The organism is Frondihabitans sp. GW821-FHT04F02 (genome assembly GCF_059420045.1).
Window position 1 is genome coordinate 47,446 of record NZ_JBWKSZ010000001.1, and the last position, 23,082, is coordinate 70,527.

26 protein-coding genes are annotated in these 23,082 nt (G+C 72.5%); 13 read left to right on the forward strand and 13 right to left on the reverse strand.

Annotated elements, in window-relative coordinates; translation table 11 throughout:
* Positions 1 to 6: 6 nt before the first annotated feature.
* The 3 genes from AC07TY_RS00215 to AC07TY_RS00225 all read right to left on the reverse strand — a co-directional run bounded on the left by AC07TY_RS00215 (position 7) and on the right by AC07TY_RS00225 (position 3,393).
* Entirely contained in the window at positions 7 to 1,353 is a 1,347-nt protein-coding gene (locus AC07TY_RS00215) for an NtaA/DmoA family FMN-dependent monooxygenase (RefSeq protein ID WP_494783964.1), read from the reverse strand.
* Between the two features lie 145 nt (positions 1,354 to 1,498).
* On the reverse strand, positions 1,499 to 2,170 hold the full coding sequence (locus AC07TY_RS00220; protein ID WP_233579823.1) for a response regulator: 672 nt from the start codon (positions 2,168 to 2,170) through the stop codon (positions 1,499 to 1,501).
* Positions 2,167 to 3,393 carry a sensor histidine kinase gene (locus AC07TY_RS00225; RefSeq protein ID WP_494783965.1) on the reverse strand — a complete coding sequence of 409 codons (1,227 nt, stop codon included), beginning with the start codon at positions 3,391 to 3,393 and terminating at the stop codon, positions 2,167 to 2,169. Before AC07TY_RS00225 ends, AC07TY_RS00220 begins: the two co-directional genes overlap by 4 nt.
* Before the next feature lie 214 nt (positions 3,394 to 3,607).
* Here AC07TY_RS00225 and AC07TY_RS00230 point away from each other — a divergent pair, with 214 nt between their 5' ends.
* Positions 3,608 to 4,354: a response regulator transcription factor gene (locus tag AC07TY_RS00230; protein WP_488626638.1), complete on the forward strand. Its 747-nt coding sequence runs from the start codon at positions 3,608 to 3,610 to the stop codon at positions 4,352 to 4,354.
* A gap of 8 nt (positions 4,355 to 4,362) precedes the next feature.
* Complete coding sequence (locus AC07TY_RS00235) at positions 4,363 to 4,494, forward strand: hypothetical protein (protein WP_255410932.1); 132 nt, start codon at positions 4,363 to 4,365, stop codon at positions 4,492 to 4,494.
* A 39-nt stretch (positions 4,495 to 4,533) separates the two neighbouring features.
* Here the strand turns inward: AC07TY_RS00235 and AC07TY_RS00240 are convergent, their stop codons facing one another.
* The gene (locus tag AC07TY_RS00240) at positions 4,534 to 4,800 is read right to left on the reverse strand and encodes a helix-turn-helix transcriptional regulator (RefSeq protein ID WP_494783966.1); all 267 of its coding nucleotides are present in this window, start codon (positions 4,798 to 4,800) and stop codon (positions 4,534 to 4,536) included.
* A gap of 33 nt (positions 4,801 to 4,833) precedes the next feature.
* Between AC07TY_RS00240 and map the strand changes: the two genes are divergently transcribed.
* From map to AC07TY_RS00260, 4 genes are all read left to right on the forward strand, one after another.
* Complete coding sequence (map, locus tag AC07TY_RS00245; RefSeq protein ID WP_494783967.1) at positions 4,834 to 5,604, forward strand: type I methionyl aminopeptidase; 771 nt, start codon at positions 4,834 to 4,836, stop codon at positions 5,602 to 5,604.
* A gap of 60 nt (positions 5,605 to 5,664) precedes the next feature.
* Positions 5,665 to 6,870 (forward strand): MFS transporter, encoded by a 1,206-nt coding sequence (locus AC07TY_RS00250; protein WP_123505080.1) that lies wholly within the window; start codon positions 5,665 to 5,667, stop codon positions 6,868 to 6,870.
* 122 nt (positions 6,871 to 6,992) lie between these two features.
* Positions 6,993 to 8,273 carry a Bcr/CflA family efflux MFS transporter gene (locus tag AC07TY_RS00255; protein ID WP_123505079.1) on the forward strand — a complete coding sequence of 427 codons (1,281 nt, stop codon included), beginning with the start codon at positions 6,993 to 6,995 and terminating at the stop codon, positions 8,271 to 8,273.
* A gap of 123 nt (positions 8,274 to 8,396) precedes the next feature.
* Positions 8,397 to 9,917 (forward strand): carboxylesterase/lipase family protein, encoded by a 1,521-nt coding sequence (locus AC07TY_RS00260; protein WP_494783968.1) that lies wholly within the window; start codon positions 8,397 to 8,399, stop codon positions 9,915 to 9,917.
* A gap of 102 nt (positions 9,918 to 10,019) precedes the next feature.
* On the opposite strand, the gene AC07TY_RS00265 is transcribed toward AC07TY_RS00260, so the two are convergent.
* The 3 genes from AC07TY_RS00265 to AC07TY_RS00275 are packed head-to-tail and all read right to left on the reverse strand — an operon-like array spanning position 10,020 to position 11,733.
* Entirely contained in the window at positions 10,020 to 10,949 is a 930-nt protein-coding gene (locus AC07TY_RS00265; protein WP_494783969.1) for a TolB family protein, read from the reverse strand.
* Complete coding sequence (locus AC07TY_RS00270) at positions 10,946 to 11,260, reverse strand: Dabb family protein (protein ID WP_494783970.1); 315 nt, start codon at positions 11,258 to 11,260, stop codon at positions 10,946 to 10,948. Before AC07TY_RS00270 ends, AC07TY_RS00265 begins: the two co-directional genes overlap by 4 nt.
* Complete coding sequence (locus AC07TY_RS00275) at positions 11,257 to 11,733, reverse strand: heme-degrading domain-containing protein (RefSeq protein ID WP_494783971.1); 477 nt, start codon at positions 11,731 to 11,733, stop codon at positions 11,257 to 11,259. Before AC07TY_RS00275 ends, AC07TY_RS00270 begins: the two co-directional genes overlap by 4 nt.
* Positions 11,734 to 11,804: 71 nt before the next feature.
* Between AC07TY_RS00275 and AC07TY_RS00280 the strand changes: the two genes are divergently transcribed.
* From AC07TY_RS00280 to AC07TY_RS00295, 4 genes are all read left to right on the forward strand, one after another.
* Positions 11,805 to 12,827 carry a LacI family DNA-binding transcriptional regulator gene (locus AC07TY_RS00280; protein WP_494783972.1) on the forward strand — a complete coding sequence of 341 codons (1,023 nt, stop codon included), beginning with the start codon at positions 11,805 to 11,807 and terminating at the stop codon, positions 12,825 to 12,827.
* Between the two features lie 120 nt (positions 12,828 to 12,947).
* A complete protein-coding gene (locus tag AC07TY_RS00285) occupies positions 12,948 to 13,982 on the forward strand; it encodes a Gfo/Idh/MocA family protein (protein WP_494783973.1) in 1,035 nt (344 codons plus the stop codon).
* 2 nt (positions 13,983 to 13,984) lie between these two features.
* Positions 13,985 to 15,313: a cytochrome P450 family protein gene (locus tag AC07TY_RS00290; RefSeq protein WP_494783974.1), complete on the forward strand. Its 1,329-nt coding sequence runs from the start codon at positions 13,985 to 13,987 to the stop codon at positions 15,311 to 15,313.
* 177 nt (positions 15,314 to 15,490) lie between these two features.
* On the forward strand, positions 15,491 to 16,306 hold the full coding sequence (locus AC07TY_RS00295) for a hypothetical protein (RefSeq protein WP_494783975.1): 816 nt from the start codon (positions 15,491 to 15,493) through the stop codon (positions 16,304 to 16,306).
* Positions 16,307 to 16,444: 138 nt separating this feature from the next.
* Here AC07TY_RS00295 and AC07TY_RS00300 read toward each other — a convergent pair whose 3' ends face one another.
* The 4 genes from AC07TY_RS00300 to AC07TY_RS00315 all read right to left on the reverse strand — a co-directional run bounded on the left by AC07TY_RS00300 (position 16,445) and on the right by AC07TY_RS00315 (position 19,466).
* On the reverse strand, positions 16,445 to 17,047 hold the full coding sequence (locus AC07TY_RS00300) for a DUF1349 domain-containing protein (protein ID WP_494783976.1): 603 nt from the start codon (positions 17,045 to 17,047) through the stop codon (positions 16,445 to 16,447).
* 107 nt (positions 17,048 to 17,154) lie between these two features.
* On the reverse strand, positions 17,155 to 17,751 hold the full coding sequence (locus AC07TY_RS00305) for a hypothetical protein (protein WP_494783977.1): 597 nt from the start codon (positions 17,749 to 17,751) through the stop codon (positions 17,155 to 17,157).
* Positions 17,752 to 17,787: 36 nt separating this feature from the next.
* Complete coding sequence (locus AC07TY_RS00310; RefSeq protein WP_494783978.1) at positions 17,788 to 18,141, reverse strand: DUF6578 domain-containing protein; 354 nt, start codon at positions 18,139 to 18,141, stop codon at positions 17,788 to 17,790.
* An 86-nt stretch (positions 18,142 to 18,227) separates the two neighbouring features.
* Positions 18,228 to 19,466, reverse strand: coding sequence for a glycosyltransferase (locus tag AC07TY_RS00315; protein ID WP_494783979.1), 1,239 nt, complete (start codon positions 19,464 to 19,466; stop codon positions 18,228 to 18,230).
* A gap of 38 nt (positions 19,467 to 19,504) precedes the next feature.
* Here AC07TY_RS00315 and AC07TY_RS00320 point away from each other — a divergent pair, with 38 nt between their 5' ends.
* From AC07TY_RS00320 to AC07TY_RS00330, 3 genes are read left to right on the forward strand one after another with little or no spacing between them, the layout of a single operon-like run.
* Positions 19,505 to 20,482 carry an NAD-dependent epimerase/dehydratase family protein gene (locus tag AC07TY_RS00320; protein ID WP_494783980.1) on the forward strand — a complete coding sequence of 326 codons (978 nt, stop codon included), beginning with the start codon at positions 19,505 to 19,507 and terminating at the stop codon, positions 20,480 to 20,482.
* Positions 20,475 to 21,263, forward strand: coding sequence for an MBL fold metallo-hydrolase (locus tag AC07TY_RS00325; RefSeq protein ID WP_494783981.1), 789 nt, complete (start codon positions 20,475 to 20,477; stop codon positions 21,261 to 21,263). Before AC07TY_RS00320 ends, AC07TY_RS00325 begins: the two co-directional genes overlap by 8 nt.
* Positions 21,264 to 21,284: 21 nt before the next feature.
* Positions 21,285 to 22,223: a 3-oxoacyl-[acyl-carrier-protein] synthase III C-terminal domain-containing protein gene (locus tag AC07TY_RS00330; protein ID WP_494783982.1), complete on the forward strand. Its 939-nt coding sequence runs from the start codon at positions 21,285 to 21,287 to the stop codon at positions 22,221 to 22,223.
* Between the two features lie 159 nt (positions 22,224 to 22,382).
* Here the strand turns inward: AC07TY_RS00330 and AC07TY_RS00335 are convergent, their stop codons facing one another.
* Together AC07TY_RS00335 and AC07TY_RS00340 are read right to left on the reverse strand one after the other, a co-directional pair.
* Positions 22,383 to 22,583 carry a hypothetical protein gene (locus AC07TY_RS00335; protein WP_488626622.1) on the reverse strand — a complete coding sequence of 67 codons (201 nt, stop codon included), beginning with the start codon at positions 22,581 to 22,583 and terminating at the stop codon, positions 22,383 to 22,385.
* Positions 22,580 to 23,020 carry a hypothetical protein gene (locus tag AC07TY_RS00340; RefSeq protein WP_494783983.1) on the reverse strand — a complete coding sequence of 147 codons (441 nt, stop codon included), beginning with the start codon at positions 23,018 to 23,020 and terminating at the stop codon, positions 22,580 to 22,582. The genes AC07TY_RS00335 and AC07TY_RS00340 overlap by 4 nt, the downstream gene beginning before the upstream one ends.
* Positions 23,021 to 23,082 lie beyond the last annotated feature (62 nt).

Below are 23,082 nucleotides of genomic sequence, written 5' to 3' on the forward strand. Positions count from 1 at the left end.
GCGGGCCTAGCGGCCGACGCGCAGCGCGTGACCGGGGTGGCTCGGCGGCAGGTGCGCGGATCCTGCGGGGAACAGCCTCTCGCGGAGGGTCGTCGCCTGGGCGGGGCCCTCCATCAGGCCGCGCCGCTTCAGCTCGGGCACGACGAGCTCGAAGAACGACGCCGAGTCGCCGGTCGGGCCGGGCTGCACGAGCACGCCGTCGGCGCCGGTGTGCTCCATCAGCGCGACCGTCTGGTCGACGGCCTCCGCGGGCGTGCCGAGGAACGGACGGCTCATCACGCCGTTCACGCGGAACTCCTCGAGGATCTCGCCGACGGTCGGGGCGTCCTCGCCGGTGAAGCGCTCGATGTTGGTGCGGCCCTGCTCGCTGGCCGTCGACTGCAGGGGCTTCGACGGGTCCATCTTCGTGAGGTCGAGGCCGGTGAAGAACGCGTACTGCACGGCGGCATCGGCGGTCGTGACGAACGCGGTCACGGTCTCGCGGAGGGCGAGGGCCTCGTCGTGCGTGGGCGCCACGACGTAGGTGCCGGCGATCAGGAACTTGATGGCGTCGGGCTCCCGGCCGGCCGCCACTGCCCGGGCCCGGATGTCGGCGATCTGGTCGCGGACCGCGTCGGGCTCGGCTGCCAGGAAGACCGCCTCGGCGTAGCGGGCGGCGACGTCGCGGCCCTTCGTCGAGGCGCCGGCCTGGAAGAGCAGGGGCGTGCGCTGGGGCGACGGCGGCACGGTGAACACGCCGTCCGAGCGGAAGTGCGTGCCGTCGTAGTGGATCTCGTGGACCATCGCAGCGTCGGCGTAGACCCCGGCTGCGCGGTCGACCTTCAGGGCGCCGTCCTCCCACGACCCCTCCCACAGCGTCATCGCGAGCTTCAGGTAGTCCTCCGCGGCCGCGTAGCGGTCGTCGTGCGCCTTCATCGGCTCGCCGAACAGGCGCGCCGACGCGTTCTGGCCGGCGCCGGTCACGACGTTCCAGCCGATGCGGCCGTTCGTCACGTGGTCGAGCGTCGCCATGCGGCGCGCCAGCGCCGGCGGGCGGTCGACGCTCGTCGACATCGTGACGACGAGGCCGAGCTTCTCGGTCGCCGCGGCCATCGCCGACATGACCATCGACGGGTCGCCGCGCGGGAAGAGCAGGGCGTGCTCGACGGCGGTCGGAGACACCTCGCCGTCGATCAGCGGGTAGCCGAAGTCGTCGGCGATGAACAGGAAGTCGACGCCGGCCTCCTCGCTGCGCTTGGCGAGCGTCGTCCAGTAGTCGAGGGTCAGGAAGCCCGGCGTCGTGTTGTCGGGCAGACGCCACGAGCCGGAGAGCCCCATCGTCTGGAACATGCCGAAGGTGAGGGGGGCTGTCATGGCGTCTCCGAGGTCAGTGAACCGATGGGTTCACTCTGCCGCACGGATGTGTCGGCTGTGTTACGCCGGTGATACGGGGAGCGACCCGCGCCGGCGGCAGGAACGGCCCGCCGCGGCGGCGATCCTCGGCCGCACGCGCGGGTGGCTACGCCCCAGGGACCAGCAGCCCGTTCTCGTACGCGAAGACGACGATCTGCGCCCGGTCGTGCGCGCCGATCTTGGCCATGATCCGGTGCGCGTGCGTCTTCACGGTGTGGGGTGAGAGGTAGAGGTCGGCGGCGATCTCGGCGTTGGTGCGGCCTCGCGCGATCCGCTCGAGCACGTCCGCCTCGCGCTCGGTCAGGTCGTCGAGCTCGCGCGGCCGAGGCCGCACGGGCGGCTCGGCGGGCACGAGCCACCGGTCGATGAGCGCCTTCGTCGCCTTCGGCGAGAGCAGGGCGTCGCCGTCGTGCACCGTCCGGATCGCGGCGACGAGGGCCTCGGGGTCGGTTCCCTTGCCGACGAAGCCGCTCGCGCCGGCGCGGAGGGCGTCGAGCACGTTCTGGTCGTTCTCGAAGGTGGTGAGCACGATCACGCGGGTGCCGGCGAGCGCGGGGTCTCCGCAGATGGCGGAGGTGGCGGCGATGCCGTCGGTGCCGGGCATCCGGATGTCCATCAGGATCACGTCGGGCCGCAGCTCGCGGGCCGTCCGGATCGCCTCCGCGCCGTCGGCCGCCTGCGCCACGACCTCGATGTCGTCCTCCTGCGACACGAGGTCGGCGACGGCCTGGCGGATCAGCGTCTGGTCGTCGGCCAGCATGACGGTGATCGGGCTCACGGGGCGCTCCTTCGAGAGGCGGGGGTCTGCAGCGGCAGCCGCAGCCGGAAGACGAAGCTCCGGCCGATCGTCTCGGCGAGCTCGAGGGTGCCGCCGACGCTGGCCACCCGCTCGCGGACCCCGGCGAGACCGTAGCGGTGCCGGTCGGGGGCGTCGGGCAGAGGTGGGGCATCGGGCGCAGGAGCCGCGGTGCCGTTCTCGACCTCGACCTCGACGGCGCCCTCGCCCCAGTCGAGCCGCAGCACGGCCGTGCCGCCCGCCCCGTGCTTGTGCGCGTTCGTCAGCCCCTCCTGGATGCACCGGTAGGCGACGATGTCGACGGGCTGATCGAGGGCGACACGGGCGCCGGTCTCGACGAGCTCCACGCGGAGTCCGTCGGCGGCGAACACCCGCAGCAGCGCCGGGACCTCCTCGAGGCCGGCGATGGGCGCCTGGCCTCCGCCCTGGGCGTCGCCCTGCCGCAGCACGTACAGCATGTTGCCCATGTCGGCCAGCACGGTGCGCGCGGCGTCGGTCACGGTGTCGAGCGATCGCGCCGATGCGTCGGCGCCCTCGGGGAGGGCACGCCGCGCGGCCGCCGCCTGGAGGTTGATCACGGCGATGTGGTGCGCCACCGCGTCGTGCAGGTCGCGCGCTAGCCGGAGCCGCTCCTCGACGACGCGGCGCTGCGCCTCCGCCTCGAGATTCGCCTCGGCTCGGCGCGCGCGTTCCTGCACCCCTTCGATGTAGGCCGCCCTCGACCGGGCCGCGTCTCCGGTCATCGCCGCGAGCACCGTCAGGACGACCCAGAGGATCACGACGCGCGAGTCGCGGAAGAAGTGGGGGAGCACGCCGGTCGCGACCTCGCCGGCCACGCTCGACGCGATCACCACGGCGACGGCGGTCGTGATGCGGTCGGTGAGCACGGCGGTGGTGAACACGGTCAGGAGCACGGCGGGCAGGAAGGCGAACGTCGGGCCGCCGGTAGCGATGCCGAGCGCCGCCGACACGATGGCGACCACGGTGGCGGTGCGGCAGAAGCGCTCGCGGAAGACGATCGCCGCGAGGGCGGCCCCGACCGTGATCGCCGCGACCGGGTGCGCCGGGATGCCGCTGCCGCCCACGTCGGTCGGCGTGACCGCGAACGCGAGCGTCATCAGGCCGAAGACGACGGTCGTCGGCCAGCCGAGACCGCGCGGTCGGATGTAGCGCGGGGTCGGCGACGCGCGACGGACGACACTCATCGCGGGCTCCTCCCAGCGCCGACGGTCGCAGCGCGGCGCCATCCCATCCTGCCCAACGCGCATGTGCGTCGCATCACCCGCCCGGGTCGCGGCCGTGAGGGTCTCGTACTCCGATCGCAGTACGCGGATCGATTCGCCCGGGGGACGCGCCCGCGGCGCCGGCTGGCGAGAGTGGACGTACCGAATCCGAAGCACCGACCGAAGGGAACGCATCATGGTCACGACCGCAACCGGCGTCGCTCCACAGCAGGGCGACACTCCGACCCGCGAGCCGCAGGGGCCCATCGGCGTCCTGCGGGTCTTCGTGGTCGACGAGGAGGACCCGATCACCCGCCTCCTGTCGATCGCCCTCGGCATGGAGGGGTGGCAGGTCACCCGCTTCCCCGACGGCCTCAGCGTGCTCGAGGCGGCCACGATCGACGCCCCCGACGCGATGCTGCTCGACATGATGCTGCCCGACGTGCTCGGCACCGAGGTGGTGTCGCGGCTGCGGGAGCGCGGCGTCGACACGCCCGTGCTCTTCCTCACCGGCCGGTCGTCGATCGACGACCGGCTCGCCGCCTACGCCGCCGGTGCCGACGACTACATCACCAAGCCGTTCGCGCTCGAGGAGGTCGTCGCCACGCTCGCCGCTCTGTTCCGCAAGCAGGGCAAGCTGCCCACCAGCGTCGTGCGGGGCGACCTCGTGCTCGACACGGCGACGGGTCAGGCCTGGATGGGCGGGCGCCCCCTCCTGCTCGCCCCCCTCGATTTCGCAGTGGTGCAGGAACTCGCGCAGTGGCCGTCGGGCCGGCAGTCGCGGCGCGCCCTCGCCGACCGCCTCACCGACCGGGGGTTCGACTTCGTCGCGCCGAACGCGCTGACGACCATCCCCGCCGTGACGGGGGCCGGCCCCGGCGGCGAGCTCTCGGCCGTCCTCCGCGTGTCGGGCGCCGACCTCGTTCTCGTGGACGTGCTCTGATGGCCGCCGTGAGCACCGCCTCCGCGGCCTCGCAGGTCGTCCAGATCGACGCCGCGGGCGCCGTGTCGCACGGACCGGCCGACCTGCCGGCCGAGACGCTGCCCGACGGGTGGCACTGGGTCGAGATCCCGCTCGACTAGGCAGGGCTGGCGGGGAGGGGAGGGCGCGGCGGGGCGAGGTCAGCCGGCGAGGGCGCCGAGTTCCTGCGCTCGGATCGCGGCCCACACCTCGTCGAGCGAGAGCCCCAGCACGTCGGCCAGCGCGGCGATGGTCGGGAACGACGGCGTCGCCACGCGGCCGGTCTCGATCTTGCGGAGCGTCTCGGGCGACAGCCCGGCGGCGAGGGCGACGTCGAGCATGGAGCGGTCGGCGCGCGCTCGCCGCAGAAGGGCCCCGAGGCGGCGGCCGCGCTCGACATCGGCGGGAGAGAGCGGGAGGCGGACCATGCGCCCAATACTAGTACCGGTATAGTTATTGGAATGATCGAGATCCTCACCCCCTCCGAGCTGGCCAAGGCGCGGGTCAGCGGCGCGCTGGTCGGCACGATCCTTCAGACGCTGAAGAGCCGCACGACCGTCGGCACCAACCTGCTCGAGATCGACCGCTGGACCCACGAGATGATCGTCGAGGCCGGCGCCGAGTCGTGCTACGTCGACTACGCGCCGTCGTTCGGGCGCGGTCCGTTCGGCCACTACGTCTGCACCGCGGTGAACGACGCCGTGCTGCACGGCCTGCCCCACGACTACGCGCTCCTCGATGGCGACCTCCTCACCCTCGACCTCGCGGTCCTCACAGACGGAATCGCCGCCGACGCGGCCATCAGCTTCGTGGTCGGGCCGACGCAGCCCGCGTCGAGCCTCGCCCTGATCGAGACGACCGAGCGCGCCCTCGCCGCCGGGATCGCCGCGGCCCGCCCCGGTGCCCGCATCGGCGACCTGTCGTCGGCGATCGGCACCGTGCTCGACGACGCCGGCTACCCGGTCAACGTCGAGTTCGGCGGCCACGGCATCGGCTCGACGATGCACCAGGACCCGCACGTCGCGAACACCGGGCGGCCGGGGCGCGGCTACACGCTGCGGCCGGGCCTCCTGCTGGCGCTCGAGCCGTGGATCATGGCCGACACCGACGTGCTCGTGACCGACCCCGACGGGTGGACGCTCCGCAGCGCGACCGGGTGCCGCACGGCCCACACCGAGCACACGATCGCGATCACCGCCGACGGGGCCGAGATCCTGACGCTGGCGCGGTAGCGCCGAAGGGTGTACTCGCAGGAACTCCCACGCGCCGCCCGTGTGCGCTTGGCTGGGGGCATGAACCGCCGCCTCACCCTCCTCTTCGCCATCGCCGGTGGCGCCGCCGTCGGCAACCTCTACTGGTCGCAGCCCCTCCTCGACTTCATCGCCGACGACCTGAAGACCGACACCTCGTCGGCGGGCCTGCTCGTCACGGCCACCCAGATCGGCTACGCGCTCGGCGTGCTGCTGTTCGTTCCGCTCGGCGACGTCGTGAACCGGCGGATCCTCGTGCCGATCGCGCTGCTGTGCGCGACGGCGGCCCTGCTCGCCAGCGCGCTCGCTCCCACGTTCGCCGTGCTGCTCGTCACGCTGGCGCTCGTCGGGCTCACGACGGTGTCGGGGCAGATCCTGGTGCCGCTGGCCGGCGACCTCGCCGACGACTCGAGCCGCGGCCGGGTGGTCGGTGCCGTCGTGTCGGGGATCCTGATCGGCATCCTGGTCTCGCGCACCGTCTCGGGGCTCATCGCCGGGGCGGCCGGATGGCGCGCGATCTACGTGGTGGCGGCGGCGCTCGCCCTCGTGCTCGCCGTGCTGCTGTACTTCGCGATCCCGCGCCTCGAGCCGCGCACGGCGATGCGGTACCCGGCCCTGATCGCGTCGGTGTTCTCGATCGTGCGGCGGGAGCGCGCCGTGCGGTGGCACCTCGTGCTCGGCGGCATCTCGTTCGCCGTCTTCACGATGTTCTGGACGTCGCTGACCTTCTTGCTGAGCGCGCCGCCGTTCTCGTTCGGGGTGACGGCGATCGGGCTGTTCGGCCTCGTCGGGCTCGCCGGAGCCGCCGCCGCCCAGCGCGCCGGACGCCTCAGCGACCGCGGACTCGCGATGCCCACGATCGGCGTGACCTGGGCGCTCGTGCTCGTCTCGTTCGTCGTGGCCGGGCTCGCCGCGGACAGCGTCGTCGGGATCGTCGTCGCGATCGTGGTGCTCGACGTCGCCATCCAGGGGCACAACATCACCGTGCAGTCGCGGATGTTCCTGATCGACCCCGCCGCACGGAGCCGCCTCAACACGGCGTTCGTGACGAACAACTTCATCTGCGGGGCGATCGGCTCGGGGCTGGCGACGCTGCTCTGGGCCCACGGCGGCTGGACGGCGGTCACCCTCGGGGGGGCCGTGCTGTGCGGGGTCGCGCTCACGGTGTGGGCCGTCGGGCGCCGGGGCGGGCTGCTGCTGCGGCACGAGGGGGCGGGCGGAGTTCCTGCGCCCGTGGCCTCGGCCTAGGCCGCGCCGGCGCCACGCCCGCGCAGAGGCGTAAACCACCCGTAACGCGCGCGGACCCGCCCGGAAATACGCCGCCCCCACTCTGAGAACGTCGGGGAGCCCGGCGCGAACGGAGCACCGCCATGACCACGATCGACATCGCCGCCGATACCGCGACCCGTTCCCGGGCGGGGCTGGTGCGGCGGATCGTCGTGGTGGCCGTCTTCCTGACCTGGCTCGGCCCGTTCACCATGGACGCGTACAGTCCCGGCTTCCCATCGATCGCCCGCGAGTTCGGGGTCGGCGACTGGGCAGTGCAGCTCACCCTCACCGCCAGCCTCGCCGGGCTGGTGCTCGGCCAGCTGCTCGGCGCGCCGCTCGCCGACCGGTTCGGCCGGCGGGGTCCGCTCATCGGCAGCCTCGTCGTCTTCCTGATCGCGACGCTCGCCTGCGCGCTCGCCCCGCACATCGCCTTCCTGATCGTCGCGCGGCTGTTCCAGGGCGTCGCCGCGGCGATCGGGGTGTCGACGTCGCGCACGCTCGGCCGCGACGTGCTCGAGCGCAGGCGCCTGGCCCCGTTCTTCTCGCAGCTCGCCGCCATCACGAGCATCGCGCCGGTCGTCGGCCCGCTCGTCGGCTCGGCCCTCATGAACGCCGGCGGATCGTGGCGCTGGATCTTCGCCATGATCGGCGCCCTCGGCTTCGTCGTGCTCGTCGTCGTCGTGCTCGCCCTGCCCGAGACCCACCCCGACCGCATCGACCGGTCGCTCGCGCCCGCCGAGCGCGAGGTGCCCTCCGACGTGTCGACGGGAGGCCACGGGAAGGTCCGCACCCTGCTCGGCCAGCGCGCCGTGCTCGCATCGGCCCTCGCGATCGGCCTGTCGTCGGGCGCCCTGCTGTCGTATCTGGCAGGCACGAGCATCCTGCTTCAGGATCGCTACGGACTCTCGGCCACCCAGTACGCCGTCGTCTTCGCCCTCAACGCCGTGGGTCTCCTGATCGCCGCGCAGGTCAACGCCCGTCTCGTGCGCAGGATCCGCCCCGGCGTCGTCGCCACGGCCGCCGCCGGCGCGCTCGCCGCCGACGGCCTCGCCCTCGTCGTCGCCTTCGCCGCCGCCGCGCCCCTCGGCGTGATCCTCGGGATGCTGGCCGTCGTCGTGATGTGCGCCGGCTTCCTGGGCTCGAACGTCATCGCGATCGGCATGAGCGTCGACCGGCACGCCGGGAGCACGGCGTCGGCGATCCTCGGGGTGGCGCAGTACAGCTTCGGCGCGCTCTCGGCCCCGCTCGTCGGGCTCGGGGCGGCGGCGGTGGTTCCGAGTCAGGCGTGGCTGGTCGCCGGGTACGGTGCCGCGACCGTGGTCGCCGTCGTCGTGGTCGGCGGGCGGGCGTTCCGCGATCGACTGGCACCGTCGGGCCGGTAGGCCCCGTGCAGCGTCACTCACGCCACGCCGCGGCCCAGGGCGGGTGCCGGAACGCGGACTCCATCGGCCCGCCGCCGCATACCGACCGGCGGTAGGCTCGCCCCGTTGCCAAAGGAGGCCGCCATGACTCTCGTTCAGTCCACCGTCGTCACCACCGCGTCGGGCCGGGTCCAGGGCGTCGTGCAGACGCCGCACTCGGTCGCGTTCCTGGGGATCCCGTTCGCGGAGGCCCCCGTCGGCGAGCTGCGGTTCACGGCCCCGCGTCGCCGCGCCGCCTGGGACGGCGTCCGTCCCGCCGTGGAGTACGGCGCCACGGCCCAGCGCGAGCCGTTCGGCCCCTTCGTCACCATCCCCGAGCCGTCGATTCCCGGCGCCGACACGCTCAACGTCAACGTCTTCACGCCCGCACCGGGCGACACCGAGGCGAACCTGCCGGTGTTCGTGTGGATCCACGGCGGCGGCTACTTCGCCGGATCGCCCGCGAGCCCCTGGTACGACGGCCGCTCGTTCAACCGCGACGGCGTCGTCACTGTGTCCGTGTCGTATCGCCTGGGCTTCCAGGGCTTCGGCTGGGTCGACGGCGGCGGGTTCAACCGCGGCCTTCTCGACCAGCTGGCCGCACTGGAGTGGGTGCGAGAGAACATCCGCCAGTTCGGCGGCGACCCGGCCAAGGTCACCATCGGCGGTCAGTCGGCGGGCGGCGGCAGTGTCCTCGCCCTGCTGGCGTCGCCGCTGCGGGGCGACCTGTTCCGCGCCGTCATCTCGCACTCGGGCGCCGCTGGAGACCTCTCCGCCGACGCGGCCGAGCCGATCGCCCGGGCCTACGCCGACTCGCTCGGCATCGCGCCGACCCTCGAGGCGTGGAGCACCATCCCCGAAGAGCGCATCACCGCCACCGAGCGCGACTTCAACCACGTCGGAGACACCGTCCTCGAAGCCGACGAACCGCCGGTCTCGGCGGCCGATCTCGTCGCCGGGCTCGCCGACGGCAGCACCTCGGGTCGCACCGGCCTGGCCTGGGCACCGGTGATCGACGGCGAGGTCCTCGCCGGGCCCATGGACGCAGGACTCGCGCAGAACGCCGCCGTGCCTCTGCTGCTCGGCGCCACCCGCAACGAGTTCTCGGCCCCGGGCGGGCGCGTCGACGTCGCCGACGTGCGCCGCGACCTCGAGGCCGCCGGGGTCTCCGACGGGGCGATCCGCGCCTTCGAGGCCGAGGTCGCGCGCGTCGGGTCCGACCGCGCCGAGAGCCAGCTCGTGACGTCGGCGCTGTTCCGCACGGCCGTGCCGCGCATTGCCACCGCCCGCCAGACCGCCGACCCCGCCGCGCGCACCTGGGCCTACGACTTCGCCGGCCGCCGCTTCGAGGCCGACCCCAGCGGCCACTGCTCCGACATCCCCTTCGCCTGGGACCTCCTCGACGCCGAGGGTGTGCCCGTCGTGCTCGGCGACACGCCCTCGCAGGCGCTCGCCGACCGCATGCACGCCGACTGGGTCGGCTTCATCGCCGACGGCACCTCGCCGTGGAGCCCCGCCACCGCCGACCGCCTGCCGACGCGCAGCTACGTCAACGAGGGGCACGTCGACTCCGACGAGGTGTACGCCTTCGAGCAGGGGCTGTTCGCCGCCGCGCGTCGGGCCTGAGGCCCCGCACGCTCGTCCCCGCCCCGGCCCCGCACCACGATCGGGACTCCGCACCACGACTTCTCGCGGTGCCGGGTCCCGATCGTGGTGCCGCCCCGCCCCCTAGGCGCGCGGGTAGCTCACGTACGCGAACGCCGAGCCGTCGGGTGCCCAGCTGTTGACGTTGATGGTGCCCTGGCCGCCGTTGAACGTCTCGACGACTCGGCCGGCCGCCCAGTCGGCGTCCGTGACGAGCACGAGCCGCACCTCCTTGTCGGCGGGGTGCCCCTCGGTGCCGCCCGGGAACGAAATGTACACCGCGTCCTCGCCGACCGGAGCCACGTGCGGAAACCAGTTGACCCGCTCGTCGAACGTGAGCTGCGTGAGCTCCCTGCCGTCGGGGCGGATCCGCGCGATCTGCGCCTGACCGCGCGAGAACTGCTCGGTGTTCAGGTAGATCCACTCCCCGTCGGGGCTGTACTCGGAGCCGTCGGCGGGCCCCGGGTCGGTGGTGACGGCCCGGTCGCCCGATCCGTCGAGCCCGACCTCGTGCACGCGCACGTCGCCCCAGCCGTCGAGGCTCACGCGCACGTAGGCGAGGGTCTGCCCGTCGGGCGAGACCCCGTGCAAGAAGTGCAGGGCATCCGTGTCGAGGGTGACCCGCCGAGCCGGGCCGCCGGCGAGCGGGGCCTGGTAGATGTGGAAGTCGTTCGCCGACACGAACACCGAGTCGTCGACGGGCGAGAGCACGTGGTCGTTGTTGAGGCCGGGCACCCCGGTGATCTCGATGGGCGCAGGAACGGACGACCCGTCGGCGGGCAGCTCGTACAGGCCGCCCTCCGCGTTCACGATCAGCCGGCCGTCGCGTGTCCAGTTCGGTGCCTCGTACAGGGTGTCGGCGCTCTCGTGCACGAGCCGCGACGTTCCGGCCGCGACATCGAACACCCGGATCTCGCAGCGCTGGCCGGGCAGCAGCCGGCGGGGCTCGAGGGCGGCGGGGTCGATGTCGCCGATCACGGCGTCGTGGCCGACCACCGTGTCGTCATCGGTCACAGTGCGACCGCCGCGACGTCGACGGGCTCGAAGTCGAGCTCCTGGAACGCCGCCACCTCGGTCACCCAGCGCGTCTGCACGAAGTTCTGGTGATCGGGGTGCGAGTCGTAGGCGGCGTAGGCGGCCTGGTCGGCGAACCACATCGTGAAGTGCCAAGTCAGGTCGCTCTTGGCGTTCACCTGGCGGGAGATGCCGAAGTCGGTCACCCCGGCGATGGTCGGCAGGATCGACGCGGCGGTGGCGAGGAAGTCCTTCTCCTCGGCGCTGCCGGCCGGGTGGACGAGGGCGAACGAGACGGTGTGCTGGATCATGACGCGCTTTCTGTAGGGGAGGACGAAGTCGAGGCGAGGTACGCGGCGATGGAGGAGGTGACCAGGTCATGGTCCTCCTCGGAGGTGAGTCCCGAGGCGGTGACGGCGCCGACGACTCCGCTGCCACGCAGCCGGATCGGAAAGGATCCGCCGGTCAGCGCGTAGTCGTACGGATCGAGCCAGCCGAACGCGGCGAGGTCGACGCCGTCTAAGCGGGCGGCCACCAGGGCGCTCGACGCCTCGAAGCGCTGCACGACGGCGGCTTTCTTGCGGATCCAGTCCTGCTGGTCGACGGTCGTGCCGGGCAGCGAGGCGCGGAAGAGCACGTGGTCGCCGCGGCGGACGTCGACGGCGACGGCGAGGTCGTCGGCGATCGCTCGCTCGGTGATCAGCGTGCCGAGGCGCCACGCGTCGACGAGGTCGAAGGTGTCGAAGACGAGCTCGTCCTCCTGAAGCTGCAGATGATCGGTCATGGGTGCCTTTCGGGTGGTGGGGCGTCTGTCAGAGGACTTCGAAGGGTGGGGGTCATGGAACACTGAGGACCATGCCCAATCCGCTGCCCACGATGCGCGACGTCGCCGACCACGTCGGCGTGTCGCGCCAGCTCGTGTCGCTCGTGCTCCGCGGTGTGCCCGGCCCGAGCGCCGAGTCGCGTAAGCGCATCCTGGCCGCCGCCGACGAGCTCGGCTACCGTCCGAACGCCTCGGCGCGCCTGCTGCGGCAGAGCCGCACGGGCCTGATCGGCGTGCTGTTCCAGATGCGGAACGCCTTCGAGGTGCGCTTCGTCGAGCGCCTGTTCGTGCGCGCCGCCGAGCAGGGCTTCGGCCTCGTGCTCGGCCCGGAGACCGCGGAGCGCGGCACCGAAGACGTGGTCGCCGAGCTGATGAGCCAGCGCGTCGAGGCGCTCGTCGCCTTCAACCCCGACCCGGCGTCGCCGGCGCTGCAGGACGCCGCGGTGCGCGTGCCGGTCGTCTGGCTGGGTGAGAGCGCACGGCTCGACGGCGTCGACAACGTGCGGGCCGACGAGGAGCGCGGGCTCGAGCTGATCGTGGAGCACCTGGTGTCGCTCGGCCACCGCGACATCGTCTACGCGGGCGGGCTCGGCGGCTTCGTCGGCGAGCAGCGCGCCGCGGCCTACCGGGCGGCGATGGCCGAGGCGGGGCTCTCCGGGCAGGCGGAGGTGCTCCCGGCGGGCTTCGACGAAGAGAGCGGTGCGGCGGCGGCCCGCGAGTTCCTGCGCCGCGAGACTCGGCCGACAGCCCTGGTCTGCTGCAGCGACCACTGCGCTGCGGGAGCGCTGGCGGTCCTGGCTCTGGCCGGCGTGGATGTCCCCGGCGACGTCTCGGTCACGGGTTTCGACGACAGCTATGTCTCGGCGCTCAGCTACCACGACATGACCAGCCTGCGGCAGGACATCGAGGCGACGGTCGAGGCGACCGTGGCCGCGGTCGTGGCTCGGCTCGAGGCGGACGACGCCGCGGAGGTCCTCGCCGGCCCGGTCCGCACTCCGGCGGCGCTGGTCGTCAGGGGCTCGACGGGGCCGGTCTCAGTCACGCGCCCACTTTAGCGCGTGCCAACGCTTGTGCGGCCACTCACTTGGTCGATGCTTGGCTCGTGCTAAAAACGTTGCTACGGTGTGAGCCGCGGCGCCGTCCTGAGCGCCGGCCCCGTTACCGAGAGGTCTTGCATGCTGCCCTCGTCGTTCCCCGACGCCGACGTCTTCGCCCCGGGTCGAGGTGAGCCGGCCCTTCGCTGGGGGGTGATCGGCCCAGGGTGGATCGCCGGCGAGTTCGTCGGGGCCGTGCACCGCCACACGCCGCAGCGCTTCACCGCTGTCGCCTCGCGGTCGGCTGAGCGGGCCGCCGCATTCGCCGCCGCGCACGGCATCAACGCCCCGCTCGACTCGGCTGAGGCTCTCGTCGCCTGCGACGACGTCGACGTCGTCTACATCGCGTCGCCGCAGAGCGAGCACCTCGCGCAGGGCCTTCTGGCGATCATGGCGGGCAAGCACGTGCTGATCGAGAAGCCGCTGGCGACGACGGCCGAAGACGCCGCGCAGCTCGCCGACGCCGCCCGTCGCGCCGGCGTGATGCTGATGGAGGCAATGTGGACGCGCTATCTGCCGCAGACCTCGGTGCTGCAGAGGCTCGTCGCCGACGGCGTGCTCGGCGATCTGCGCTCGGTCGCGGCCGACCACGGCCAGGCGATCCCCGTCGACCCGAACCACCGCCTCTACCGGCCCGAGCTGGGCGGGGGAGCGCTGCTCGATCTCGGCATCTACCCCGTGCAGTTCGCATCGATGCTCCTGGGCATGCCGACGGGCGTCACCGCGGTCGGCGGAATGACGTCGACGGGAGTGGATGCGTACTCGTCGCTCATCCTCACTTACCCGGGCATCGCGCAGGCCACCCTGACGACGTCGATGCTCACCCGCACCCCGACCACTGCGATGGTCGCCGGCTCCGACGCGCGAGTCGAGTTCGACTCGTTTTTCTACACGCCGCAGGCCTTCCGCCTCTCGGGCAACGAGCCGTTCGCGCCCGCCCTCGAGTGGACCGACCCGACGGGCCTCACGCTCTTCGACGCCCTCTCGTACGAGGCGACGGCGCTCGCCCGCTACGTCGGCGAGGGGCGCACCGAGTCGCCGCTGCACACGCTCGACGAGACCGTGGCGATCCTCGCCACGATCGACGACGCGGTGCGCCAGCTCCGAGCCGGGTAGTCGTGTCGGCCCGGCGGCGGGATCCGCGGCTCCACGGCACCGGGCATCCGGAGACGTCGGGCGTCGACATCTCGAGCGTGCGCTTCTGGTCGCAGGGCTTCGACGAGCGCGACGCCGCCTTCGAACAGCTGCGCAGCACAGCTCCGGTGTCGTGGCACCCGCCGCTCGAGACGCCGGGCTACCCGCGGTCGAAGCACGGCGAGGCAGGGTTCTGGGCGGTCACGACCGCGGCCGACATCGTGCGCATCAGCCGCGACCACGAGACCTTCAGCTCGGCGACAGGACAGGTGTCGGTGCGTCCGGAGCCCTTCCGCATCGCCGACAACATGCTCGTGATGGATCCGCCCGACCACTCCGCCTACCGCCGCATCGTGAGCCCGTTCTTCACCCCGCGAGCTGTCGAGCGCCTGCGCGGCCAGATCGACCGGCGGGCCAAGCAGATCGTGGCCCGCGCCGCCGTCCACGACGAGTTCGACTTCGTGCGAGAGGTGTCGTCACAGCTGCCGCTCCTGACGATCGCCGACCTGCTGGGGGTGCCGCCGAGCGAGACGGCGGCGTTCGTGCGGGCCGCCGACACCTACGTCGGGTCATCCCTGGCGCAGGAACTCCCTCCCGGCCTCACCCTCGAGCAGTTCTTCCGCCGCGAGGTCGACTACCTTCGTGCCCTGGTCGCCGCCCTGGCCGCCCATCGCCGGGTGAACCCCGCCGACGACCTCCTGACGGCCCTCGTGTCGGCGGAGGTCGACGACCGTCCCCTCTCCGACGACCAGATCCTGTCGACGGCGCTCCTGCTGGTGGTGGCCGGCGACGACACGACGAAGCAGGCCACGTCTCTCGCCGTGATCGCTCTCGACGAGCACCCCGTCGAGCGCGCGTGGCTGCACGCCGACTTCGCGCCGCGGATCGACGGCGCCCTCGACGAGCTGCTGCGCTACGCCTCCCCGGTCATCTCGTTCGCGCGCACGGCGACGCGTGACGTCCGCCTCGGCGGGGGTGGCGACGATCTCAGCCAGGCGGGCGATGCCGAGGCCGGCGGCGTCACCGTCGCTGCCGGCGACAAGGTAGCGCTGTTCTACTGCTCCGGCAACCGCGACGCCACCGTCTTCGGCGATCCGGGGCGCCTCGACCTCGCCCGCGACGCCCGCCAGCACGTCGCGTTCGGCGGAGGGGGCGTGCACTTCTGTCTCGGCAGCGTCGTGGCCCGCGCACAGCTTGCGGCGGTGCTCCGCGAGGTGCACCAGCGGATGCCTGGGCTCAGCGTCGGGCCGGCGACCTACGCGCCGGGCGAGTTCGTGCACGCCGTCGAGGCGCTGCCCGTGCGCGTCCGCTGAGCGCGGCCGTCGGCGGGCCCCGCCCGCCCCGCCCGCCCCGCCCGCCCCGCCCGCCGACCCGGCGGTGAGGGGTCGCTCGTTGCTCGGGCGGCGGGGGCGCGACGACAACGAGCGACCCCTCACCGGCCGGTTGCGGCGCCAGCGCGGAGGCAGGGCGGCGTGCGGTTGGATGAGTGCATGAGCGACGACGACGAGATGACCTTCACGGCGAGCGGCATGAGCGAAGGTGTCGAGTTGGGTGGGCTGCAGGACCCGACGCGCGTCAGCGTCCACCTGACCGGCTTCACCTACGGGGCCGAGAAGGGCTGGGAGTGGTTCGAAGCCGCGACCGAGCGACACGTCGCGGTGGTCCGGGCCTACGCGAGGATTCTTCGGGAGGCCGGCGGCGACGTGACGCAGAAGCGCGTGCAGCTCGCGGCCAACGCGCTGCACCAGTCCATCGGGGCCTTGCCGATCGGCCACACGGCCTACGCCGGAGTCGGCTTCCCGAGCGCGAGCAACGACGAGGTGGACGACGTCGACATCGCCGACATCGAGGCCATGCCGGCGCCGCCGGTCACGGAGGCTCGCGCGCCGCACCCCTACCTGGCGACGGCGGTGTCGGGCACCCGAATGCAGCGGCTGGAACTGGCCGGCGCCGACGACCTTCCCCTCGAGGTCGAGCTCGTCCTCGCGAAAGACCCGGACGAGTCGGTCCGCGACTCCTTCCTGGGGCGGACGCGCAGTCGCACCGCCCTGGAGCTGATGGAGCGCGACGAGCCGAGCGAGGACGTCCGGCGGCAGTTCCCGGATCAGCCGAACGCGAGTGTCGATCTCAAGCTCGACGCCAAGCTCGGCGAGCTGGCGCCGCGGATCATCGACAGCACGGCCGCGGGCGTGGGTGCGCCCGAGTCGGCACGCGCCTTCGCCCTCGCCGAGTGGAACGAGTTCCGCGACGAGGCTGATCAGATGACGCTGCGCGAGGCGTTCGCCAAGGGCGGCTGGGTCGTCTGACGCGTGCCTCGCCGGCGGGGTCGGTGCCGGCGTGGGTGGCGCAGTTCCTGCGCCCGGGGGTCGCGAGATGGCCCTCGCCGTCGCTTCGCGCCCGCCGACCCGACGCAGAGGGCCATCTCGAGGCCGGACCGGCTGGCGTCAGGAGCCGTCGCGGAAGTCGGACGGCGGCGTCGACGAGTAGGCGATCTCGTCGAACGTCGCCACGCACGTCGGGCCCATCGGCGCCTGCGACATGAAGCCGACCGACACCGGGCCGTCGAAGTCGAGGCGGAAGACGCGGACGAAGTGCCACTGCACGCCGTCGCCCGACGAGTGGAACGCCCACCCCGGGCCGGAACGCGTGACGCGCAGGTAGACGTGGTCGGCGTCGACGAGGGTGGAGTTGCAGTCGTCCGAGTAGAGGTTGGTGACGACGGAGACGACCATCGGCTGCCCCTGCGGAGAGAACTCGAAGCAGAGCTTGGCCCAGTGGTCGGCGTCTCCCCAGATGGCGAGGACGCCTGCGTCGAACGTGGTGCGCGGAGGCTCGACGCGCACGCGGGCGCTGAGCGAGAAGTCCTCGGTCGGGGTGAAGCCGAGGGAGGAGGACGCGTGCTGCTGCGGGCCGCCGAACGCGTCGTTGGTCCAGTCGGTGCCGGCTGCGGCGGTGAGCACGAGCGCGTCCGGGGTCGGCTGCTCGACGCCGGCGGGAGCGCCGCTCCAGTGCAGCGGGGGGAGAGGGGCGATGACGACGGTGTCCATGCGTCCAGCCTAGGCCGCGGGTTCATCGGCGCGCAGGCGTCACGCCGCGACGGTGAGGGGTCGCTCGTTGCTCGAGTGGCGGGGGCGCGACGACAACGAGCGACTCTTCACCGGCCGGGTCGGGGTTGGGCTGAGGCTGCGCCGGGCGCAGGGGCGCCGGGGGCCAAGCGGAGCTGGCCCTGGTGCAGGAGCTCGCGCAGGGTCGGCACCCGGCGGAACCAGGCGGAGAGGCTCCAGGCCAGGTTGGCGGCGAAGTAGGCGAACGCGACGCCGAAGACGACGACGTCGGTGCGATCCTGCGCCGGGTCAGCCAGGTGGAACGCGAACTGTGCGGCCCAGAGCGCGAACAGCACGCCCGATGACCAGAGCGCCGACTTCGCCGAGTCGATGCGTCCGGCGATTCCAGACAGGGTGGCGCCGAGCGGCACGTCGGACGGAAGCCGCCCCGACCTGGCCCACCGGTCGATCTGCTCGACCGACTCGCGGCCGCCCGCCCGCCGCCACGAGAGGAGAGTCGCGACGACCACGACAGCCCCGACGACGACGGCGCCAACCGCGATGACGGCGGGGTGCGGCCACGACAGGTGGACGCCGTAGGCAGCCACCGACGCCCCGATCAGGACGCCCAGCAGCATCGTCAGGGCGGCAAGCCGCACCCGCGCGTCGAGAAGGAGATCGCGCTTCGGCGTCGGCGGCGGGTTCACCGTCTCAGGCTAGGCGCGCGAGCACGCGGAGGCCACCTACCGCCGCTCGACGACGGTGAGGCGGAACTCCGACGAGTCGTTCTCGATGGGCGCCGAGGTCCAGGGGTCTTCGAGGTGGCCGTCGTCGTCGTCATCGAAGCCGCAGAGAGCCGTGCCACTCGGAAGGCGCAGGATCGGGCTCTCGGACCCGTCCGCGTGCACGATGCTGATCGCCGTGACGCGTCCGCGCACCTTCGTCGTGGTCCGCGTGATGTGGTGCGACTCGACGAGCTGCGCGATGTCGCCCGCGCCCTGCGACCGGATGCAGTCGAGCTCGACCCTGTCGCCGCGCTCGTACGCGCGGCCGCAGCACTCGTGCTCCCACCCGCCGATCTCGACAACGCGCTCCATCGCCCCACCCTAGAGCCCCCGCACCAGGGCGGTGAGGAGTCGCTCGTTGCTCGCCGGCGGCACCTGCGCCGACAACGAGCGACCCCTCAGCGGCCGGATGTGAGGGCTTGCTCGTAGACGGACACCACGGCGGCGACGGGCTGGGCGACGCTGGCGCGCGCCGCCGTCATCGCGGCGCTCGCGTCGGCGAGGAGCGCGGGCGTCGTACGCAGACGCCGCACCACGTCTGCCAGCCCGGCCGCGTCGGGCGTCGGCGCCGGGAACCCGCCGCCGCCGGGCACGACCTCGGCCAGGTCGGGGTCGCAGAAGAGCACCGGCAGTCCGGTCGCGATCGCCTCGAGCATCACCATCGGCTGATTGTCGAAGTCGACGGAGCTGGAGACGAGCAGGTGCGCCGAGCGCATGGCGCTCAGGACCTCGGAGTGGGCGACCGCGCCATGGAGCGTGACCGGCGCGCCCACCGCTGCGCGCGCGACTGCACTGCGGGCGACTCCATCGCCGTACACGTCGACGACGACTCCGTCAGGAAAGCCGCGCGCCGCCTCGACCAACACCTCAGGACGCTTCTCGGGCGACAGCCGCCCCACCCAGACGATCCTGAGATCCTGACCGGGGGTGAGCGTCCTTACGACCGGCGTCCCGACCTGAGCCAGTACCGACTCCTCGAGCCCGTTCGACAGGACGGTGATCGGCGTCTCGACGCCCTGATCGACGAGCTTCCGGGCGAAGTGCGCCGACGGCACGATGACGTGGGCGGCGGCACGCGACTGCGCGAGCATCAGCTTCCACATGCGCCGAGCGACGGCGGTGGCGGTGTAGGCGGCGTCGCCCGACACGCGGAGTCCGGCGTGACTGACCTGACGGGCGTGGAGGGCGGCGAGCAGCACCGTCGTGACGGCGGGCACCGGCAGGACGTTGGCCGTGTAGACGTCGATGCGGCCGTGCATGGTGTGGACGACGGGGAGGGCGAGTTCCTGCGCCGCCCGAATCGCACCGAGCGCAGCGAACATCTCGCTGTGCGTATGCACGACCTCGATACCGCGCCGCAGGAACTCCTGACGGAGCCTCTCGCGCACCTGACGCGGCGACCACGCGAAGGGGTAGCCGTCGGGGCGGAACACGCGCGACACCGGCAGGCCGACGACCGCGGGCCCGCCCGACGGGGCGACGGGTGCCGAGTCGACCGCTGCAGCCCCCGGCGCGAGCGGGCAGAACACCGTGACCTCGTGCCCGGCCGACGACAGCGCCTCGGCCAGAGCCTTCACGGCGGTCTGAACGCCCCCGAGAGTCGGCGGGTAGTAGTCGGTGACGAGGGCGATCCGCACAGAACGGAGTCTAGGCACAGCCCGCCTAGGATCGTCACATGGGGGAGAGGGTGCTTGTCACCGGCGCGAGCGGATTCCTGGGCGGGCATGTGGTGCAGGAACTCCGGGCGCACGGCTACGACGTCACAGCCGCCGGCCGGCGTGCGCCCGCGCTGCCCGCCGGCGGGCCGACGTTCGTGGGCGACCTCGACGATCTCGCGACGGCATCGATTCCGTGCGACGTCGTCGTGCACTGCGCCGCCCTGTCGTCGCCGTGGGGCCGTTGGTCGGAGTTCTTCCACGCCAATGTCGTCGGCACCGAGCGCGTCCTGAGCTTCGCGCAGCGGATGGGCGCTCGTCGCATCGTGCACATCTCGTCGCCCGGGATCTACGCCGCACCGCACGACCTCGTGAACCTGCGCGAGAGCGAGGTCGACGCCCGCCACCCGATGAACCACTACATCCGGTCGAAGCTGCAGGCGGAGGCGCTGCTTCAGGATTCCGTCGCGCGATCAGGCGGACCCGAGGTCGTCATCCTGAGACCGCGCGGCATCATCGGCCCGGGCGACCCGAGCCTGGTGCCGCGACTCCTGAGGGTGCACGAGCGCCTGGGCGTGCCGGTGATTCGCGGCGGACGCGGGCTCATCGACCTGACCGCGGTCGAGAACGTCGCGCTCGCGGTGCGGCTCGCCGCCCAGGCGCCGGGAATCGACGGCGAGGTGTTCAACATCACCAACGGCGATCCGCGCCCGTTCATCGAGCTGCTCGACCAGCTGCTCGGGGGCCTCGGCCTGCCGCTGAAGCACCCGGCGCTGCCTGCGCGGGGCGTCTATGCCCTGGCCGGAATCCTCGAGGCCGTCTGCGGCATGCTCCCGGGGCGTCCTGAACCGCCGGTCACGCGCTACACGGTCACGACGATCGCCCACTCGCAGACGCTCGACATCTCGAAGGCGCGCGAGCTGCTCGGGTATGCGCCGGCGGTGACGCTCGACCAGAGCCTAGCGAGCTATGCCAGCGCAGGAGCCGCCCGTGGGTAGCCTCGAGTACTTCGCGTGCGGCGAGACGACGCGCGGCATGCACCAGCTGCTCCGCGGTGCGCCGCGCGAGCGCCGCGTGTTCCCGGCCGGAGCATTCCTCTACACGTCGGGCGACCGCCGCGTGCTCTTCGACACCGGGTACGCGCCCGAGCCGTGGCGCGCCGGCCTCGCGGGCTCGATCTACCGGCGGCTGCTCCCGCCGCGCGTACCCGCGGGCGCGACCATCGGCGAGCAGCTCGATCCGTCGACGGTGACGCACGTCGTGCTCTCGCACCTGCATCCCGACCACGTGGGCGGGATTCAGGCATTCCCCGAAGCGCATGTGATCCTCACCGAAGGACTCCGCGACACGCTCAGGTCGTCGCACAACGGGTTGTCAGAGCTGCGTGCGGGCCTGCTGCGCGGACTCCTGCCCTCCTGGCTCGACGAGAGGGTGACGGTGGTCGGGAGTTCCTGCTTCGAGCCCTGGGCGCAGGAACTCCGCGCCGCCGACCTCTTCGGCGACGGGAGCTACCGCCTCGTCGACCTCCCCGGCCACTCGCGTGGCCACGTCGGGGCTCTCGTAGAAGGCAGGGTGCTGCTTGCGGCCGACGCTGCCTGGGGCCGCGAGATGCTCGGCCAGGAGCGCCGCATCAAGCCGGTGCCGCGAGCCGTCGCCCACTCCTTCGCCATCCAGACCGCCACCGCCCGGTCGCTGCTCGCCGTCGAGCGCACCGGCATCCGTCTGCTGTTCAGCCACGATCGGCACCCGAGCGGCGTCGACCTGCTGGCGCACGCCTGAGAACGAGATCCGAGGGGGATCATGAAGAACTGCACTATCGGCGGGTGGGGGACGTTCCGCCCGACCCAGAGCGTCACGTTCGGCACGCAGACGCGGTATCGGATTCCTGACGACATGTCGCAGCTCGACATGCTCGCGTCGGCGGCGGGGGACGCCATCAGGATGGCCGGCTTCGAGCCCGACGACATCGACTGCGTGATCGCGGCCTGCGCCGCGGGCATCCAGCCGATCCCGTGCACGGCGGCGCTCGTCATGGAGCGTGTCGCGCCGGGCGCCCGCGCCGCGGCGTTCGACGTCAACTCGACCTGCACGAGCTTCATCACGGCTGTCGATATCGCGTCGCGGTACCTGGTGGACGGCGAGTACGAGAGGATCCTGATCGTCTCGGGCGACGTCGGCTCGCGGTTTCTCGACCCGGCGCAGACCGAGAGCTACGAGCTGTTCTCGGACGCCGCCGCGGCCGTCGTGCTGACGCGGTCGGACGACTCGGCCGACGGACCCGGCGTCATCGCGAGCCTCCAGCAGACCTGGCCTGAGCACGCGCACGACACCGAGCTACGTGGCGGCCTCTCGCTGCACCCGGCTCAGGACTACGCCGACGGCGACCCGGCCGACTACGTCTTCACGATGCACGGACGCCGCGCGCTCATGGGGATGCTGACGGTGCTGCCCGGCTTCTTCGAGCGGTTCTTCGTCAAGGCCGGCCTCGGTCTCGACGACATCGACCTCGTCGTGCCGCACCAGGCCAGCGGCGCGATAGGCCTGGCCATGCGCCGCCTCGGGATGCCCGTCGGCTCGTACGTCGACAATGTGACCGAGTACGGGAACATGGTGTCGGCGTCGGTGCCCTACACGCTCGCGCGGTGCCTCGACGAGGGGCGGCTCGGGCGGGGCGATACGGTGCTGCTGTGCGGGACGGCGGCGGGGTTGACGGCGAACGCGCTGGTGCTGCGGTTGTGACGCGCGTGTGGGCCTCGCGTCTCGCGTCCTTAGTTGAGGACTCTGGGGGAGCGCGTCCTTAAGAAAGGACGATTTCGCCCCGCCTTTCCTTGTCAGCGCTGCACAACCCAGCGCCCATCCTCGCGAACACGCAGTCGATCCTTCCCAAAGGCCGCGCCCTCACGGCCGGACGAACAGCAGAAAAGCCCACACGACAGCCGTCCCCGCCCCGACCAACGCCGCCGACACCACGACGGCCGACACCACGGCGAGCACCGACATCGCGCCCGCGAGACCCGCGGCCTGTCGGGCGTCGTCCGGTGGGACGACGTCGGTAGTTCCTGCGCTGAACAGCTCGCGCATGGGGTCGTCGGCGGTCATGGGCGCGGCTGCTTTTTGCGCCAGAAGGGGTGACGAGCGTACTTGGCCGACGCTGGTCGGATGATCTCGTCGCCGTCGCTCACGAGGGCCACCGCGACGCCGTGCCTGGCGGCGAGCTGGAGGAAGAGCGCGCGGGCGGCCTCGGCCCGGCTCCACGAGAAGCTGGCGGAGACGAGGCTGCGGCCGATCGAGTAGTCGGTGGCGCGGTGCAGGAGGTCTTCGTCAGCGTCGAGCTCGTCGCTGCTCGGCGAGCCGGGGCCGTTGAGGGGCGGGTAGGTCTGGGTCAGCTCGGCCAGGAACGCCTGGAGGGCCGGCGTCGTGACGCTGGCGTCGTCGTACGAGCGCCCGTCGTCCGACTCGGACTCCTGCTCCCACCACGCGCCGAAGTCCGCGTCGGTCGTCGCATCGGGGTCGAACGCGAGGATGTCGTAGCTCATCGTGCGCCCTCTCTTCCGGTCGTGGCGTGCTGCCTCCACGCTAGGGGACCGAGCCGAGCGCG